The sequence below is a fragment of the Peptostreptococcus anaerobius VPI 4330 = DSM 2949 genome (genome assembly GCF_000381525.1).
In the GTDB taxonomy this organism is placed as follows: domain Bacteria; phylum Bacillota; class Clostridia; order Peptostreptococcales; family Peptostreptococcaceae; genus Peptostreptococcus; species Peptostreptococcus anaerobius.
In genome coordinates, this window is sequence record NZ_KB906617.1 from 1 (window position 1) to 16,937 (window position 16,937).

Consider the following 16,937-nt stretch of genomic DNA (forward strand, 5'->3'; position numbering starts at 1 on the left):
GATAAAATAGCAAGTATTTTGAAAAACTTTCTCGTAAGTGTAACATATGTATTGACAACTAAGACTATAGGTGCAGGAATAAAATAGATTATTATAAATTAATGGTATTGTATATGATATAATATAGGGTGATAAAAAATTGGAAATTAGATTTTGTGTTAAATAGATTATTATAATAGGATGGTGGAAGTGTGTTAGAAAAGGGAAAAAAATATGAATGTAATATAGTAGATATGGGGCAGAATGGTGTCGGCATAGGAAAGCATGATGGATTTACTGTATTTGTGGATGGTGCATTACTTGGGGAAACTGTGGATGTTAAGATCACAAAGTCCAAGAAAAAGTATGCTGAGGGTGTGATATCCAAGGTTAAGGAAAAATCTCCTCATAGGGTTGAGAGGGTCTGTAATCCTAAGTATAGCCAGTGTGGTGGTTGCCAGATTCAGGAGTTGGATTATAAAAAGCAGCTGGAGTTAAAGACTAATATTGTAAGAGAGGACCTAAGAAGGATTGGTGGTCTTGAAGACGTTGAAGTTCTAGATGCTATAGGTATGGAGAATCCTTTTAGGTATCGTAACAAGGCTCAGTTCCCTGTTAGGTTGGAGAATGGCAAGGTCAAGATTGGTTTCTATAAAAAGAAGAGTCACGACATTATAGATGTGGATAAGTGTGTAATTCAAGATGTAAAGAATGATGAAATTATTGAAATAATAAGAGACTATATTGCTGAGGAAAATATCAGTATCTATGATGAAAAGTCTCATAGTGGTGTCTTAAGGCATATTGTTACTAAGTGCGGATTTACAAGTGGTCAGGTTATGGTTGTCCTAGTTGCTACTGAGGATAGGTTTAAAAATATAGATAGGTTAGTCGGAAAATTAAAGGAAAGTATTGAAGGATTTAATAGTTTGGTGGTGAATATAAATAAGGACAGGACTAATGTGATACTTGGTAGGAAGAATATCAACAAGTTTGGTGATGGTAAGATAATAGATAACATTGGTGACTTGAAGTTCGAGATTTCTCCTTTGTCATTTTTCCAAGTAAACCCAGTTCAGACGGAGATTCTGTATAATAAGGCTCTTGAGTTTGCAGACTTAAAAGAGGGTGACAGGGTATTTGATATCTACTGTGGTATAGGATCTATTTCTCTTTTCTTGGCCCAAAAGGCTGAGTTTGTATATGGGGTCGAGATAGTTGAGGATGCTATCAAGGATGCTAGGATAAATGCAAAGCTTAATGGTATGGACAATCTGGAGTTATTTGTCGGTAAGGCTGAGGAAGTGGTGCCTGAGATCTACAAGCAGGGGAAGAGGGCCAATGTTGTAGTGGTCGACCCTCCAAGAAAGGGCTGTGATGAGAAGGTTCTTGATACTATTGTTGAGATGGAGCCTGAGAGGGTTGTGTATGTGAGTTGTAATCCTAGTACGCTGGCTAGGGACTTGAGGTATCTGGAGGACAGGGGATACAGGTGCGAGAAGGTGCAGCCTGTTGACTTATTTGCTCACTCAGTTCATGTGGAGTGCATAGCGTTGATACAAAGAGTGAAATCGTGAAAATCCTGCATTTTAAGCAGTTTTACAAACATTATGTATTTGTAGAAGACGGAGAGGGAGGACGAAAAAAAGTCTTAAAAAATTATATGGATGTGAATGTTTGCATTGATATGGTGTGTGGAGATACAAAGAATGTTTTTGAAAGTGAGGAATAAGAAATTATGAGATGGATAATAAAAATAATCTTATTCCCAATTAGCTTGGTGTTAAGTATCCTCACAGCATTTCTGACATTTCTACTTGGTATCGGAACAGCCCTACTATATTTGCTGATGATGTTTTGTATATTTGGAGCAATTGCATCTTTTCTGCAAAAAGAAGTTACCATCGGAATAGAAGCATTGATTATTGGATTCTTAGTTAGTCCATACGGAATACCGATGGTTGGTGCAACTGTTATAGCTTTTTTACAAGGTATCAATGAGGCAATAAAATCAATCTAAAAAATTTCATAAAAATGGTTACCAAAGGCGATAGATGAAAAAACTATCGTCTTTTTCTTTGCAAATTTTTAAGGAGGGAGGTGATCTTGCATGGACTTTGACTATTTCTATAACAGAGAAGCAGAGCGATTTAACTTTCTGAAAGTGCCTGAAATATTAGTAGACGGAGAAGAATTTAAGGGACTGTCTGCTGAAGCCATTATCCTATACTCCATGCTTTTGAAACGCACAGGAATGTCCTTTAAGAATAACTGGGTGGACAAGGAAGGCAGAGTATTTATCTATTTTACTGTTGAAGAAATTATGAGAAGAAGAAATATCTCAAAGCCTACTGCCATAAAAACATTGGACGAGTTAGACAGCAAAAAAGGAATAGGACTGATTGAAAGAGTAAGGCTTGGACTTGGTAAGCCGAATGTCATTTATGTTAAAGATTTTATGAGCATAATAGCGGTAAAAGAAAATGACTTTCAGAAGTCAAAAAACTTAACTTCAGAAGTAAAAGATTTTAACCTCAGAAGTAAAGAAAATGAACTTCAGGAAGTTCAAAATGTTGACTCTAACTATATAGAGAATAATAAGAGTAAGTATAGTAAGAGAGAATATAGTTTTGGGGAAAACGGACTTGGAACATTTCAAAATGTTTTTTTAAAGAATGAGGATATAGGCGAATTACAAATAAAAATGGCAGGAGAGCTTGATAACTACATTGAGAGATTATCAACCTATCTTCAAAGTACTGGAAAGACATATAAAGACCATAAAGCAACAATTCTTTCTTGGTTTTATAAAGATCAGGGAAGTAAGAAAAAAACCAATATCCCTACATGGGAGGAATATAACAAGGGAGTACATTTATGATTAAAGAATTAGAGAAAGTGATGATAGAAGATGTGGAATACAGCTTCAATCCTGAAAAAGAATACATCAAAGACGGACACGCCTACTGTAAAGTGTGCCACGAAAGAAAAGATGGAAAAGCATTAGAATTTTTCGGAAGGCAGATGATATTTAAGACAGTTTGTAAATGCGATAGAGATAGAGAAGCAAAAGAAAAAGAAAGACAAAAGCAGCTTGAAATCGAGAGACTAAAAAGTATCTGCTTCACATCCATGATTCAGTGGTCATATACCTTTGAAAACTATCAGGGAAAAGAAAATCAGAGCCTTATTATCGCAAAGAATTTTGTAAAAGATTATGAACTGATGAAAAAAGAAAACATCGGACTTTTGTTTTATGGTTCGGTGGGTAGCGGAAAGACCTATCTTGCCTGCTCTATTGCCAATGCACTGATTGAACAGTATCAGATAAGCGTCAAGATTAGAAACTTTTCACAAATAATCAACGAACTTCAAAAAGGCGGATTTGACCTTGATAAAAACGCATATATCGAATCCCTTGTAAACACTTCCGTTCTCATCTTAGATGATTTAGGAATTGAAAGAGATACAAGCTATGCCAAAGAGCAGGTATATAACATTGTGAATAACAGGTACTTAAAGCATAAGCCAACAATCTTTACCACAAATCTTTCATACAGCCAAATTGAAAACTGTACGGAGAGTGTGGAATACCAAAGAATTTACTCAAGAATTATCGAGATGTGTATTCCTGTGATGGTACTCGGAGAAGATTACAGGAAAGTTATTCAGGAAGAAAAATTAAAGAGGAATAAAGAAAGATTACTGACTGGAGGTGAGAGAACTTGATCAATGAAGAAATTGCAAGAAAAACGCTGAATATGGAAGTGAAAGCTGCCAAAGTAACGGGAAAGCTAATTCTGAACTTATTAAAGAAATTGATGAAAGAAGCAGAAAAACTTGGAGGACTGGAAAAGCTGGTTAATGCTAACGGAAATGAAGTAAAGCTAAAAGATATGGTTAAAAAGGGACAGCTTGAAGAAATTCCGGTAGAAGAAGCTGAGCTGAAAGAGTTAAAAAAGGAACTGAACAGATACGGAGTCAAGTTTTCAGTGATGAAAGATAAGGAAAGTGGAAAATACTCCGTATTCTTTCAAGCAAAAGATATGAAAGTCATGGATAAAGCCTTCAAACACGCTCTTTCAGAATCAGAAAAGAAAATGGAAAGGAAAGAGTCCATTCATAAGAATATTGAGAAGTTTAAGGAGATGGCAAAGAACACTGTTTCTAAAGATAAAGTTAAGAATAAACAAAAGGAGCAGAGCCTATGATAGATAAGATACTAAAAGACATCAAAGGCTTATTTAAGGTGCAAGATAAGGCAAAGTTTCTAAAGCAGAATACTCCCCATCTTGCATTTTTCTATGTTGGCAATATCTTTTCTCATCATGTAAGAGCCTATACAGGTGGCGATGTAATAGATAAAATCTTTCAAGGAATATTAGAGCTTAATACCATGAGTTTTATTCCAAGTATTCATCCTTCTGACATTTTAATGGGCGTAGGAGTGGCAGCTATAATTAAATTTATTGTCTATACCAAAGGCAAAAATGCAAAAAAGTTCAGACAAGGGAAAGAGTATGGATCAGCACGATGGGGAACGAGAAAAGATATAGAGCCGTATGTGGATGAAAAGTTCCAAAACAATATCTTGCTTACTCAAACGGAACGATTAACTATGAATGGTAGACCTGCTAATCCAAAGTATGCAAGAAATAAGAATGTACTTGTTATTGGCGGTTCAGGCTCCGGAAAAACAAGATTTTATGTAAAGCCAAACCTAATGCAAATGCACTCGTCATATTGCGTAACAGATCCAAAAGGAACAATAGTCATTGAGTGTGGGAAGATGCTTGAAGATAATGGCTATGAGATAAAAATCTTAAATACCATCAACTTTAAAAAGAGTATGAAGTACAATCCATTCGCCTATCTCAGAAGTGAAAAAGACATACTTAAATTGGTACAGACAATCATTGCAAATACTAAGGGAGAGGGTGAAAAAGCAGGTGAAGATTTTTGGGTGAAAGCCGAGAAACTCTACTATACGGCTTTGATAGGTTATATTTTTTATGAAGCTCCAAGAGAAGAAAAGAACTTTGCGACACTACTGGATATGATAGATGCTTCAGAAGTCAGAGAAGATGATGAAACCTATATGAATCCCATTGATAGACTATTTGAAGCATTGGAAAAGAAAGAGCCTACGCACTTTGCGGTAAAGCAATATAAGAAATACAAACTTGCTGCTGGAAAAACGGCGAAGTCTATTCTTATTTCATGTGGTGCAAGACTTGCTCCTTTTGATATTCAGGAGCTTAGGGACTTGATGAAAGAAGATGAACTTGAGCTTGATACTCTTGGAGATAGAAAGACAGCACTTTTTGTCATTATATCTGATACAGATGATACTTTTAACTTTGTGGTATCTATCATGTACTCACAGTTATTTAATCTACTTTGTGATAAGGCAGATGATGAGTATGGAGGAAGATTACCTGTTCATGTAAGGTGCTTGCTTGACGAGTTTGCAAATATCGGCTTAATTCCAAAGTTTGAGAAGTTAATAGCGACAATCCGTTCAAGAGAAATATCTGCAAGCATTATTTTGCAAGCACAATCTCAGTTAAAGGCGATATATAAGGATAATGCTGACACAATCGTGGGCAACTGTGATAGTACATTGTTTTTAGGTGGAAAGGAAAAGACCACATTAAAAGAGCTATCAGAAACGCTTGGAAAGGAAACGATAGATCTATATAACACTTCTGAAACACGCTCCAATGCTAATAGTTATGGACTCAATTACCAAAAGACAGGAAAAGAGCTGATGAGTCAAGATGAGATAACGGTTATGGATGGCAGTAAATGTATCTTTCAGCTTAGAGGTGTAAGACCGTTTTTATCAGATAAATTTGATATTACAAAGCACAAGAATTACAAGTTACTTGAAGATTTTAATAAGAAAAATGCCTTTAATATTGAGGAATATATCAAGAGAAAAGGGAAAGCAAAATTAAATAGAGAAACGGTTATTACAAGAGTGCAGTAAGTCTAAAGAACATAGATTTGCTGCTTTTTTATTACTCAAAATCAGGAGGAAAGATGGTAAGGATAAGAAGTCCCACTAAGGAAAACTAAATAGCAAGAGTATCAGCGATTGGAAAAGAAAAACTCCGATCGCTTTTTTTATTGAAGAGAAAAGGAGAAATTTTTAATGAAGCAAGAAATGATTAACATCAATGCCAACTTATTGGCAGAACCAACTTTTTCAAGTTTTGACAAAGAGGGAGAAACGGTTGAAGTTGCAAACTTTACGCTTGTAAAAAAGTACGGAAAAGGTAAGGAATATATCAATTGTGCAGCCTATGGAGAAAAAGCGGAGAAAGCAAAGGATTTTGAAAAGGGCGATTTGATCCATATCTTTGGCTACTTCAAGAAGCGTGAAAAAGAGGGAAAGACTTACAAAAACTTTGTTGTGAAGTCATATAACAAAATTGAAAAGAAAGAAGAAAACGAGGAGGAATAAATTATGGAATTTTTTACACAGGCAGTTAATGTATTAAAGATTTTAGTTATGGCAGTAGGTGCAGGACTTGGAGCATGGGGTGTAATTAACCTGATGGAAGGTTATGGTAATGACAATCCGGGTGCAAAATCTCAGGGCATTAAGCAGCTTATGGCTGGAGGCGGTATCGTCTTAATCGGATTAAAGCTAATTCCACTACTTGCAAATGTACTCAAGTAAGAAGAAAAGGAGAAATTAAATGTTTGGAATATTCGACAAGATAGAGGAGTTTTTCAAAGATCTTCTACTGGGCGGTATCCAAGCAAACTTAGAGTCCATGTTTCTTGATATCAACGATAAAGTTGGTGCGATTGCAACGGATGTGGGAAAGACACCAATGGGGTGGAACGGACAGGTTTTTAGTTTTATCAAAAGCATTAACGACTCTGTCATTATCCCCATTGCAGGGCTAATCATAACGGCAGTCCTTTGTATCGAGCTTATCAATATGGTTATGCAAAAGAACAATATGCACGATACGGATACCTTTGAATTTTTCAAATACATCATAAAGATGTGGATTGCCGTATGGTTAGTGTCTCACGCTTTTCAGTTTTCTATGGCAGTCTTTGATGTGGCACAGCACATGGTAAATAAAGCGGCAGGGGTAATTAACACCTCTGCCGTTATCTCCGGAGATCAGATTGTAACGATGGTAGAAGGCTTAAAAGATAAAGGTCTTGGAGAGCTTGTCATGATACTCTTTGAAACCTCGCTCATAAAGGTGGCAATACAGGTCATTTCCATTGTGATTATGCTTGTGGTATACGGCAGAATGTTTGAGATTTATGTTTACTCATCCGTTTCAGCCATTCCTTTTGCCACAATGGGAAACAAAGAGTGGGGACAAATCGGAACAAACTATATCAAAGGCTTATTTGCCATAGGCTTACAAGGACTCTTTTTAATGGTTTGTCTTGGAATATACGCAGTATTAGTTAAGACAATACAGATAACAGATATACACACAAGTACATTTACGATACTTGGATATGCGGTTTTGCTGGGGTTAATGATGCTAAAGAGCGGAACACTGGCCAAAAGCGTATTAAATGCACACTAAAAGAAAGGAAATATATGATGAACAAAAGAAAAACAGTATTGATAGCAGTAGCAGTTGGAACAGGTATTTTGGCAGTGATGGATAGAATCAGGCTTCACAGCAAAGTGAATGACTTGGAAGAAAGAACAAAGGACATCGGTCGCTGCCACAATGATTTTTGTCTAATGCAGGAAAGATATAACAGAAGTACAGATGAACAGATTGCAAGTATTCAGGAAGAAATCGGCTCCGTATATGAGCATATAGAGGAGCTTTCAAAGGGTAAAGAAGATGGGAGGTAAGTTATGGCGTATGTACCTATTCCAAAAGACTTAAAGAAGGTAAAAACAAAGGTTGCATTTAACCTTACAAAAAGACAACTGATAGGTTTTACGATTGCAGGACTGATTGGAATACCAATCTATTTATTTATGCGAAAGGTTGTTCCAAATGATATAGCAGTCATCTTTCTCATTGTGTCCACTCTCCCTATATTTTTCATAACTCTTTTTGAAAAGGACGGACTTAGCTTTGAGAAATATTTTAAGTATATTTACCTTCACAAATTTTATCAGCCACAAAAAAGAGTGAGAAAGGAGGTTTACTTTGAAAGACAAAAGAAAGATTCAGCAGCTAAAGTTAGAACAAAACCAAAAGAAGTTAAGAAGTCAAAAACAGGACTTAAAGCAAAATAAGGGAAAGTCTAAAAAAGACAGGAGCGGATTACTTGACCTTATCTTTAGGAAAGAACCGAAAAGATACACTGTTGAAGATACCATTCCCTACCTTAGACTTTTAAAAAGCGGGATATGTCAGATTGATGAAAAGCATTTTAATAAGAGTATCGCCTTTGAGGATATAAACTATCAGCTTGCCTTAGAAGAAGATAGAGATTTGATTTTTAATCAGTTTGCAAATTTTCTTAATTCCTTTGATCCAAGTGTCAGCATAGAGTTTTCATATATTAATCAGCTTGGCAGAAATGAAGAAATGAAATCAGCTATTCAAATACCGGATAAAAAGGACGGGTTTGACGATATTCGCCTTGAGTTTAGAGAAATGCTGAAAAGCCAGATTGTAAAGGGAAATAACGGACTGAAAAAATCAAAGTATGTAACCTTTACGGTGGAAGCGGATAATTTAGAGCAGGCAACATCAAAACTGGAAAGACTGGAGATAGATATATTATCGAGTCTTAAAAGTATGGGAGTAAGAGCAGAAAGCCTTAACGGAGAGGAAAGGCTGAAGATACTTCATGATGTTTTAAATCCGAATAAGACCTTTGAATTTTCATATAAGGACTTAAAGAAGAAAGAAAGCACAAAGACATACATTGTTCCTGATGAATTTAACTTTACACCGTCAAGGTATTTTAAGTTTGGAAAGTTTATTGGAGCGGCAAGTCATTTTCAAATCCTTGCAAGTGAGCTTTCCGACCGTATGCTTGCTGAGTTTTTGGATATAGATGATAACATCAATATCTCTTTTCATATCAAGGCAATCGAGCAGTCGGAAGCCATCAAGATGGTAAAAAGAAAAAATACCGATATTGACAAGATGAAGATTGAGGAAAACAAAAAGGCTGTAAGGTCGGGATATGATATGGACATTCTTCCAAGTGATTTAATCACCTATGGAGAAGATGTAAAAAGCCTTTTAAAAGACCTCCAGACAAGAGATGAAAGAATGTTTGTTGTAACCATTATCTTTATGAACTTTGCAAAGACGATTCAAAAGCTGGACAATACCATTTCTCAAATCAGCTCTATTGCCAATAAGCATAATTGCAAGTTAAAAAGACTTGATCACTCACAGGAGCAGGGCTTAATCAGTGTACTTCCACTTGGGGTAAATAAGATTGAAATTGACAGAGGACTAACCTCATCATCTACGGCAGTATTTATGCCTTTTACCACAGAGGAGCTTTTCATAAATTCGGCGAACAGTTTGTATTATGGACTAAATGCCCTAAGCCATAACCTGATTATGGCAGATAGAAAGAAATTGAAAAACCCGAACGGTTTAATTCTCGGAACTCCGGGAAGTGGTAAATCCTTTAGTGCAAAAAGAGAAATGGCAAATGCTATTCTTACAACCGATGATGATGTAATTATCTGCGATCCGGAAGGCGAGTACGGAAACCTTGTGCGTCAGTTTAAAGGAGAAGTCATAAAGGTCAGTAGTAAGTCAAAAGACTACCTTAATCCCCTTGACATCAATATGAACTATGGCGATGGGGACGCACCACTAAAGGACAAAGCAAACTTTATTATGTCTATGCTTGAGCTTGTCGTTGGCGGTAGTGGTCTTACAGCAGAAGAAAAGTCGGTTATAGACAGATGCCTTCCTAAGATTTATGAAAAGTATTTTGAAAATCCAAAGCCTTGTAATATGCCGATTCTTCAAAACCTATATGATATGTTAAAAAATCAGGAAGAAAAAGTCGGCAAGAAGCTGGCAACGGAAATGGAGATTTATGTAACAGGCTCTCTTAATGTATTTAACCATCAGTCCAATGTGGACTTAAATAAGCAGCTTCTTTGTTTTGATATTAAGGAGTTAGGCTCGCAGCTTAAAAAAATCGGAATGCTTGTTATTCAGGATCAGGTATGGAATAAGGTATCGCAAAACAGAGGAAATAAGGCTACAAGGTACTATATAGACGAGTTTCACTTGCTTTTAAAAGACGAGCAGACAGCTTCCTATTCCGTAGAGATTTGGAAAAGATTTCGTAAGTGGGGAGGAATCCCGACAGGCATTACACAAAATGTCAAAGACCTACTGATGAGCAAGGAAATTGAGAATATCTTTGATAATACGGACTTTGTTTTAATGCTTAATCAGGCTTCAGGCGATAGAGAAATTTTAGCAAGGAAACTTAAAATCTCACAGCCACAGCTAAAATATGTAACCAATTCCAATGCAGGAGAAGGACTTTTGTTTTTTGGGAATACCATTGTACCTTTCCTTGATAAGTTCCCGAAAGATACAATTCTTTATCAGAAGATGACAACTAAGCCTGAAGAAGTGAGGTAGGCTTATGGGAAAGAAACTGAAAAAGGACTTTAAGGAAAGGCAAAGGGCAAGGATTGAAAAGGAAAGGCTGCAAAGTAATGGCGGAATAGAGCCTGAAGAAAATAAACTAAAGCATAATGATGATTACAGAGGGAAAATCGTCCATGACAAAGACAGATTTCAAGATAAGGTTCATGAAAAGGTCAGTAAGAGAAGTGCAGAAACTGAATTAAACGGAAAAACTTCTAAAAGAAATGCAAGGTATAGAAGTCCTGAAACAGGAAGTGTAAGTCAGGAAGAAATCGGGAAAGCGGATTATGATACTGAGGTTAAGGATGGAAAAATCTATGATCCTTTAGGAAAAGACCTCGACAATGATGGGATTATAGACAGATATGACAATGACTTTAGGGACAGCGACTATTTTGAGTCAACCTATGATGTAGAGGACAACCTTCATCATAAAGCAGAAGATACAAAAGGCTTTTCAACAAGCCAAAAAGCTCAAAAGAAAAATTATAAGAGAAAAAATTATTCCGATAAGCTCTATACCAGAAAAAAGGACAAAGAAGCCAAAGAGGAAAAGGCTGACAATAAAAAAAGCGGAAAAGAAGCCATTCTTGATAGAGAAAAGAAAAACAGGCTTTCTAAAGAACAGGAAAGAACTTTTAGGGATAAGGCTTCTAAGGTGTCCGCTTTATCAGGACTTGCTAAAGGAAGTGAAACCGTAAGAGATTACTTATCACATGGAAGTGATGAAAATCAAGGGGTAGAGGCAGGAGAAAAAACAGCCGACACAAGCTCAAAACTTATTCATGGCATTAAGAACTATTCAGATAAGAAAAGAGCAAAAAAAGGATATGACCTTACGAATAAGGACTATAAAATCAGAAAGCGAAAATCCAAGTTAGAGTTTCGAGATGCCAAAGAGGAGCTGAAAAAGACACAGGAGTATCAAAAAGCAAATAACTTTAAGCGATTTCAAAAGCGAAAGCAGATGAAAGATTCCATTAAAAGGCAGAATAAGTCAAGGCTTAGAGATCGCATTAAGGAAGGGCTTATAGGAAGTCTTAAAAGTTCAAAGGAAGTCATATTAAGAAAAGCAAAGGGACTTATGATTATTTTCATAGGTCTTATTATTTTGGGAACTTTCTTTATCAACTTTGCAGGAACGGGAATGACAGGCTTTATGAACTCCACAAGTTCTGTTCTTACAACAAGCTATTTGTCAAAGCCAAATGTCCTAAATGAAATCAATCAGAATTTTTCCGCTATGGAAAGTGAGCTTCAAAATGAGGTTGATCATGTCAAAGAAAATTATCCCGGATATGACGAGTACATCCTAAATAACACAGAGTACATCGGTCATAATGTCCATGAGCTTTTATCCTACATTACATCAAGGTGTGGAGAAGTAAAGAATGTATCAGAAGTAAGTTCTGTATTAAATGAGCTTTTTAAGTCCATGTATGACCTTGAGTATAAGGAAGAAGTGGAAATCAGATACAGGACAGTTACAGATACCTATACCGATGAAGATGGAAACGAATATACCGAAAGCCATGAAGAACCTTATGAGTATAAGAAACTCATTGTAACCCTTCATAAAAGGGAAATGGACAGTATCATCAGAGAAGTCTTTGCGAACTATCCTGATAATCTGAAACACTATGAAGCCTTATTCCTTGCTCAAGGCAATATGGGAGAAGCCTTTGGCAATAGCGACCTTATTGCTTCCAATGGAGGTATCGGAGGCGGAAAAGAGTATGAGGCTTCTACGGAAGTTCAAAAGAAGATTGTAAATGCTGCATACATTACGCCATCTCCGGGTGCAGGCTGGTGTGCTATGTGGGTATCGCAGGTCTATCAAAATGCAGGACTTGGATATATCGGAGGAAATGCCTGTGATATGTACCGAAACTACACCTTTACATCAGATAAATCAAAACTCAAGGTAGGAATGCTTGTTGCAGTTGAAAGCAGTAGTAGTGGAAGCAGTGCAGGACTTACCTATGGTCATGTAGGAATTTATATAGGCGATGGCAAGGTAATAGATAATATCGGGCGAATCAGAGTAACTACCTTAGATGATTGGATAGCAACTTTCTGCAAGCACCATCCTGTAGGTTTCGGCTTTCCGCCAAATGTAAACAGATAAGGAGGACACAATTTGAAAAAAGAACTTACAGCAGTAAAAAACAGAATAAAGAAATTAAAAGATAAAAAGGCTCTAATTGATGAAGAATTGGAGCCTTTGTTCATTCGTGAGGAAGAACTTGAAAACGAAGAAATTATTGCCATTTGCAGAAAGAACAACATTACAATCAGTGATTTAATGGCAAAAGTAAACAGAGAAAAAGCAGAAGTGAAAAAGGAGAAAACAAATGAAAACCAGTTTGAAAAATAAAAGAATTACAGCCATTGTTGTAGCTTTTACCCTGTTAATGGGTGGAGTTTTAGGGGTGTTAAAAGTTGGTGCAAAGACAGTGTTTGCGTCAAATGAACCGCCTGAAAAATATGAAACATATTATGAACTGAAATTTGAGGATCATACTTCAGATGACACCTTTAGAGGATTTTATCATCTCGGAAAAGGAAATAAGGAAGGTCAGCCATTGAACTTTAAATTTTCCTTATCAAAATCCTTTGAAGAAAAGGGCGGTGTAGTTCTCGATAAGTATAATGAAACCTTTACCAATGAGAATATGGACAAGGTAAATCAGTTAGATGATCTAAGATATATGACAAAGAAAACTTATCCATATTATCGAATTCATAATGTAGGGACAGGTGCTTTTACAAGTATCGTTTCTCCAAGAGATAAAGATAATTACTATATTGGAGATATTACAGAAAATGCAGAAGAACGAACTGTAAAAGGAAAGAAAGCAAATGTCATTGTCTATACCTGCCCTGTTCTACAGTTAAATAGAAATATTGAGAAAGTAACGGTTGATTATGAGGGAGAGCTTAAAGAGGAAACAAAGAACGCTATTATTGGCAGAGTAAAGGAAGCAAATCCCAATATCAACAATGTAAAAGAAATTAAGATTGTTAAAGACAAGCTGATTATTGAAACATGGAACAGATTTCATACCGGTGTACCCTACCTTGAATTACCTTTAGAGGATTTATATAAGAGAGTATCGAATGCGTCAACTCAAACAGACAATAAGGATACAAAGGATCAGGAAAGTCAGACAAAAAGTGAAGTAAAGGTCAAATATCAATATCAGGATGGAAAGGTATATAAGGAGTATTCAGCTTCCTTTGACAAAAATCAGGTGATTGACGCTTCTGATCTTGAAATGCTTCCTGATAACATGAGCTTTAATGACGATTTTGTAAACTACACAGTAAAAGGTGATGGAAGCGATAGTATTATCCGAATTGTAAAAAAGTTAGAAAGTAATGCTCAGACGCAGACAGAAAAGCCAAAAACAGAAGATAAGGGAACTCAAACAGAGCTTAGCAAAGATGATATTTCAAAAATGGAAAAGGAATCTAAGGAACTTCAGGAAAAACTTGATAAGCTAAGTCAGGAGATTAAGGACAAGTATAAATTAAGCGACAAGCAAAAGGAGAAAATCAAAGACCTTGAGGAAAAAATAGATAAGCTGAAGGAAAAACTTGAGAAGGGCAAAAACGATAAGGACTTATCGGCGGATATGAAAAAGGAGATAGAGAAGCTGACTGCGAAAATTAAGGAACTTGAGAAAAAGACGAATGAAGTTAGCAAGGCTACGGTTACACATAATCCTACTGTAACACCAATCAGCCCTATCTCCGGAATGAAAACAGGAACAGGAAACTTCCCTCAAACATCGGTAAGTGATATGGGTAAAGGCTCATTATCACAGGATAATACAGGAAAGATTACAAAGGACACAAATGTTAGCAAGACCGATGGAAAAGAAAAAGAAGTTCGTTATCCCAATAAGCTGACACCGAAACAGCCTGCCAATAACAGTAGTCAGGATTCCTCTATGGATGGTTCAAGTAAGACAGTAAATACCAATAAAGGAGTTGCTTCTGCTCCATCAAAGGCACGAGGAACTGTTACGGAAAATAAGGATAATGCGAACAAGGATTATCCGATTCATCATGGAGATAGCAGTGATAAGGGAGAAACGGATATGTATTCAGCGGATGCAAGACAGTTTGTTACCTTTACTACTAAGAATGGCAAGACTTTCCATCTAATCATCAATCACGATGAGGATAGCGAGAATGTTATGCTCCTAACAGAAGTATCCGAAGACGATCTTCTTAACATGGTTGAAAAGAAAGAAGCTCCAAAACAGGAAATTACAAAGGAAGAACCTAAAAAAGAAGAACCTAAGCCAGTAAAAAAAGAAGAAAGCAGCAATATGGGAACTTACTTAATTCTCATTCTTGTAGTAGCAGGAGCGTTAGGTGCAGGATATTATTTCAAGGTCGTTAAGAAAAAGGAAGATAAGGAGCTTGAAGGCTTTGAGGAGGAAGATGATGATTTCTTTTCAGAGGCGGAAGAAAGCGAAAATGAAGTAGATGAAGCAGAAACAGAAGATAAGGAAGATGATGATTTGGAATAAATTTGCACCCAAAACCATCTCATATTTGGTGTAAAAGACAGGGCGGGAGAGTAACATCTTTCGCCCTTTTATATTGAAAAACAGGAGGACAAATATATATGAAACTTGTAATTGCTGAAAAGCCAAGTGTTGCAATTTCTATTGCAAAAGTAATTGGAGCAACAAAAAAGAAATACGGATACTATGAGGGAAACAGATACAAGGTGAGCTGGTGTGTCGGACATTTAATTCAGATGGCAAATCCAGAAAGCTATGATGAAAAGTACGCAAAGTGGAATATGGCGGATTTACCGATTATCCCAAGAGAATATAAGTATGAGATTGCAAAGTCCACAAAGAAACAATTTACGATTCTTAAAAAGCTCATGAACGATAAGGACATAGACATCGTGATAAATGCTTGCGATGCAGGGCGTGAGGGAGAAGCAATCTTCAGGCTTGTCTATAATCAGGCAAATTGTAAAAAGAAGATGAAACGCCTTTGGATTTCGTCAATGGAAGATAGTGCAATTAAAGAGGGCTTTGATAACCTAAAAGATGGAAGTTCTTACGATAATCTTTTTGAGTCTGCACAAGCAAGAGCAATAGCAGATTGGATTGTGGGAATGAATTTAAGCAGACTGTATTCGTGCCTATATAAACAGAGTTATTCTGTTGGGAGGGTACAAACACCAACTCTTGCCATGATTGTAAATAGAGATGATGAGATAGCCAATTTTAAGAAAGAAAAATATTATACAGTGGAATTAAGTCTTAATGGCTTTACACTATCAACAGATAGAATTGATGATGAGGTTACTGCTGAACAGCTCTTAAATTTAGTAGGTGATAAGATAGAAATTACCGATGTTATTCAAAAGGAAAAGATAACAAAGCCTGATTTGTCTTTTGACCTTACAACACTTCAAAGAGAGTGCAATAAGTATTTTGGATACTCAGCTAAGCAGACACTTGATTATGCTCAAAGTCTTTACGAAAAGAAACTGATTACCTATCCAAGAACAGACAGCAGATTCCTTACTGAAGATATGATTGTAAGTACGGTTAATAACATTTTAGGAAAGAATGATTTTGACACAGGGCGTATCAAGACGGTATTTAACTCTAAAAAGGTTACAGATCATCATGCGATTATACCGACAGAAAGCAGTATGAATGAGGACTTAACTTCTCTTCCGGAAAGTGAATTGAAGGTATATGAACTTATTTTAAATAAGCTACATGCAAGTGTAGGCTATCCTTTAATTGAGAATGCAATGAAGATTGTGGCTGAATTTGATAGCTTTACTTTTACAAGCTCAGGCAAGACAATTAAAGATGAAGGTTTTACAAAATATCTTAAAGAATATAAGTCTAAGAAAAATGAAGATATGGCACTTCCTGATGTGAACATTGGTGATGTATTGAGCATTGAAAACAAGGAAATAAAAGAAAAGTACACTCAACCGGCTAAGCATTTTACGGAAGATCTTCTCCTAAAGGCGATGGAGCTTGCAGGAAATGACGCATTGGAAAAAGGAGTAGAGGTTGAGCGAAAAGGACTTGGAACACCTGCAACAAGAGCAGGGATTATTGAAAATCTGATTTTCAAGGGATTTGTAGAAAGAGATAAAAAGAACCTTATTGCTACACATAAGGGAATCAGCCTTGTAACGATTGTAGCTGATACTTTTAAATCAGCAGAAACAACAGCAAAGTGGGAAATGGAGTTATCGGATATTGCACAGGGAAAATCATCAAAGAAAAATTTTTTAGAGGCAATTGAAACTGAGATAAAAGAAGTGGTTTCAACTTATATCAAGTAAGATGGCACTAATTT

The 16,937-nt window shown here is 36.3% G+C and carries 16 protein-coding genes; all 16 read left to right on the forward strand.

What is annotated here, in order from left to right:
• Positions 1 to 191 precede the first annotated feature (191 nt).
• The gene (gene rlmD, locus F823_RS0105085; protein ID WP_019595448.1) at positions 192 to 1,556 is read left to right on the forward strand and encodes a 23S rRNA (uracil(1939)-C(5))-methyltransferase RlmD; all 1,365 of its coding nucleotides are present in this window, start codon (positions 192 to 194) and stop codon (positions 1,554 to 1,556) included.
• Positions 1,557 to 1,717: 161 nt separating this feature from the next.
• Positions 1,718 to 1,999 carry a CD1845 family protein gene (locus tag F823_RS0105095; RefSeq protein ID WP_001267198.1) on the forward strand — a complete coding sequence of 94 codons (282 nt, stop codon included), beginning with the start codon at positions 1,718 to 1,720 and terminating at the stop codon, positions 1,997 to 1,999.
• Between the two features lie 90 nt (positions 2,000 to 2,089).
• Positions 2,090 to 2,860: a replication initiator protein A gene (locus tag F823_RS0105100; RefSeq protein ID WP_000344984.1), complete on the forward strand. Its 771-nt coding sequence runs from the start codon at positions 2,090 to 2,092 to the stop codon at positions 2,858 to 2,860.
• Entirely contained in the window at positions 2,857 to 3,708 is an 852-nt protein-coding gene (locus F823_RS0105105; protein WP_002846258.1) for an ATP-binding protein, read from the forward strand. Before F823_RS0105100 ends, F823_RS0105105 begins: the two co-directional genes overlap by 4 nt.
• Positions 3,705 to 4,190, forward strand: coding sequence for a PcfB family protein (locus F823_RS0105110; RefSeq protein WP_019595449.1), 486 nt, complete (start codon positions 3,705 to 3,707; stop codon positions 4,188 to 4,190). Before F823_RS0105105 ends, F823_RS0105110 begins: the two co-directional genes overlap by 4 nt.
• Entirely contained in the window at positions 4,187 to 5,971 is a 1,785-nt protein-coding gene (locus F823_RS0105115; RefSeq protein ID WP_019595450.1) for a VirD4-like conjugal transfer protein, CD1115 family, read from the forward strand. Before F823_RS0105110 ends, F823_RS0105115 begins: the two co-directional genes overlap by 4 nt.
• A 165-nt stretch (positions 5,972 to 6,136) precedes the next feature.
• Positions 6,137 to 6,448 (forward strand): hypothetical protein, encoded by a 312-nt coding sequence (locus F823_RS0105120; RefSeq protein ID WP_002846250.1) that lies wholly within the window; start codon positions 6,137 to 6,139, stop codon positions 6,446 to 6,448.
• 3 nt (positions 6,449 to 6,451) lie between these two features.
• Entirely contained in the window at positions 6,452 to 6,667 is a 216-nt protein-coding gene (locus F823_RS0105125) for a Maff2 family mobile element protein (protein WP_000394208.1), read from the forward strand.
• Between the two features lie 19 nt (positions 6,668 to 6,686).
• Entirely contained in the window at positions 6,687 to 7,550 is an 864-nt protein-coding gene (locus F823_RS0105130) for a VirB6/TrbL-like conjugal transfer protein, CD1112 family (RefSeq protein WP_000466901.1), read from the forward strand.
• Positions 7,551 to 7,567: 17 nt separating this feature from the next.
• Positions 7,568 to 7,831 carry a hypothetical protein gene (locus F823_RS0105135; RefSeq protein WP_019595451.1) on the forward strand — a complete coding sequence of 88 codons (264 nt, stop codon included), beginning with the start codon at positions 7,568 to 7,570 and terminating at the stop codon, positions 7,829 to 7,831.
• A gap of 3 nt (positions 7,832 to 7,834) precedes the next feature.
• Positions 7,835 to 8,224: a PrgI family protein gene (locus tag F823_RS0105140; RefSeq protein WP_002846247.1), complete on the forward strand. Its 390-nt coding sequence runs from the start codon at positions 7,835 to 7,837 to the stop codon at positions 8,222 to 8,224.
• On the forward strand, positions 8,136 to 10,565 hold the full coding sequence (locus F823_RS0105145; protein WP_002846245.1) for a VirB4-like conjugal transfer ATPase, CD1110 family: 2,430 nt from the start codon (positions 8,136 to 8,138) through the stop codon (positions 10,563 to 10,565). The genes F823_RS0105140 and F823_RS0105145 overlap by 89 nt, the downstream gene beginning before the upstream one ends.
• Before the next feature lie 4 nt (positions 10,566 to 10,569).
• Positions 10,570 to 12,702: a CHAP domain-containing protein gene (locus F823_RS0105150; protein ID WP_019595452.1), complete on the forward strand. Its 2,133-nt coding sequence runs from the start codon at positions 10,570 to 10,572 to the stop codon at positions 12,700 to 12,702.
• 12 nt (positions 12,703 to 12,714) lie between these two features.
• Complete coding sequence (locus tag F823_RS0105155; RefSeq protein WP_000711923.1) at positions 12,715 to 12,951, forward strand: hypothetical protein; 237 nt, start codon at positions 12,715 to 12,717, stop codon at positions 12,949 to 12,951.
• Complete coding sequence (locus F823_RS0105160; protein WP_019595453.1) at positions 12,929 to 15,118, forward strand: CD1107 family mobile element protein; 2,190 nt, start codon at positions 12,929 to 12,931, stop codon at positions 15,116 to 15,118. The genes F823_RS0105155 and F823_RS0105160 overlap by 23 nt, the downstream gene beginning before the upstream one ends.
• Positions 15,119 to 15,216: 98 nt before the next feature.
• Positions 15,217 to 16,923, forward strand: a complete 1,707-nt coding sequence (locus F823_RS0105165; protein ID WP_002846237.1) for a DNA topoisomerase 3 — start codon at positions 15,217 to 15,219, stop codon at positions 16,921 to 16,923.
• The last annotated feature ends 14 nt before the right edge of the window (positions 16,924 to 16,937 follow it).

Coding starts and splice junctions, on each gene's coding strand:
- F823_RS0105130 (WP_000466901.1), top strand. CDS start 6,687: ATGTTTGGAATATTCGACAAGATAGAGGAGTTTTTCAAAGATCTTCTA.
- F823_RS0105140 (WP_002846247.1), top strand. CDS start 7,835: ATGGCGTATGTACCTATTCCAAAAGACTTAAAGAAGGTAAAAACAAAG.
- F823_RS0105120 (WP_002846250.1), top strand. CDS start 6,137: ATGAAGCAAGAAATGATTAACATCAATGCCAACTTATTGGCAGAACCA.
- F823_RS0105150 (WP_019595452.1), top strand. CDS start 10,570: ATGGGAAAGAAACTGAAAAAGGACTTTAAGGAAAGGCAAAGGGCAAGG.
- F823_RS0105100 (WP_000344984.1), top strand. CDS start 2,090: ATGGACTTTGACTATTTCTATAACAGAGAAGCAGAGCGATTTAACTTT.
- F823_RS0105095 (WP_001267198.1), top strand. CDS start 1,718: ATGAGATGGATAATAAAAATAATCTTATTCCCAATTAGCTTGGTGTTA.
- F823_RS0105160 (WP_019595453.1), top strand. CDS start 12,929: ATGAAAACCAGTTTGAAAAATAAAAGAATTACAGCCATTGTTGTAGCT.
- F823_RS0105115 (WP_019595450.1), top strand. CDS start 4,187: ATGATAGATAAGATACTAAAAGACATCAAAGGCTTATTTAAGGTGCAA.
- F823_RS0105105 (WP_002846258.1), top strand. CDS start 2,857: ATGATTAAAGAATTAGAGAAAGTGATGATAGAAGATGTGGAATACAGC.
- F823_RS0105125 (WP_000394208.1), top strand. CDS start 6,452: ATGGAATTTTTTACACAGGCAGTTAATGTATTAAAGATTTTAGTTATG.
- F823_RS0105165 (WP_002846237.1), top strand. CDS start 15,217: ATGAAACTTGTAATTGCTGAAAAGCCAAGTGTTGCAATTTCTATTGCA.
- F823_RS0105135 (WP_019595451.1), top strand. CDS start 7,568: ATGAACAAAAGAAAAACAGTATTGATAGCAGTAGCAGTTGGAACAGGT.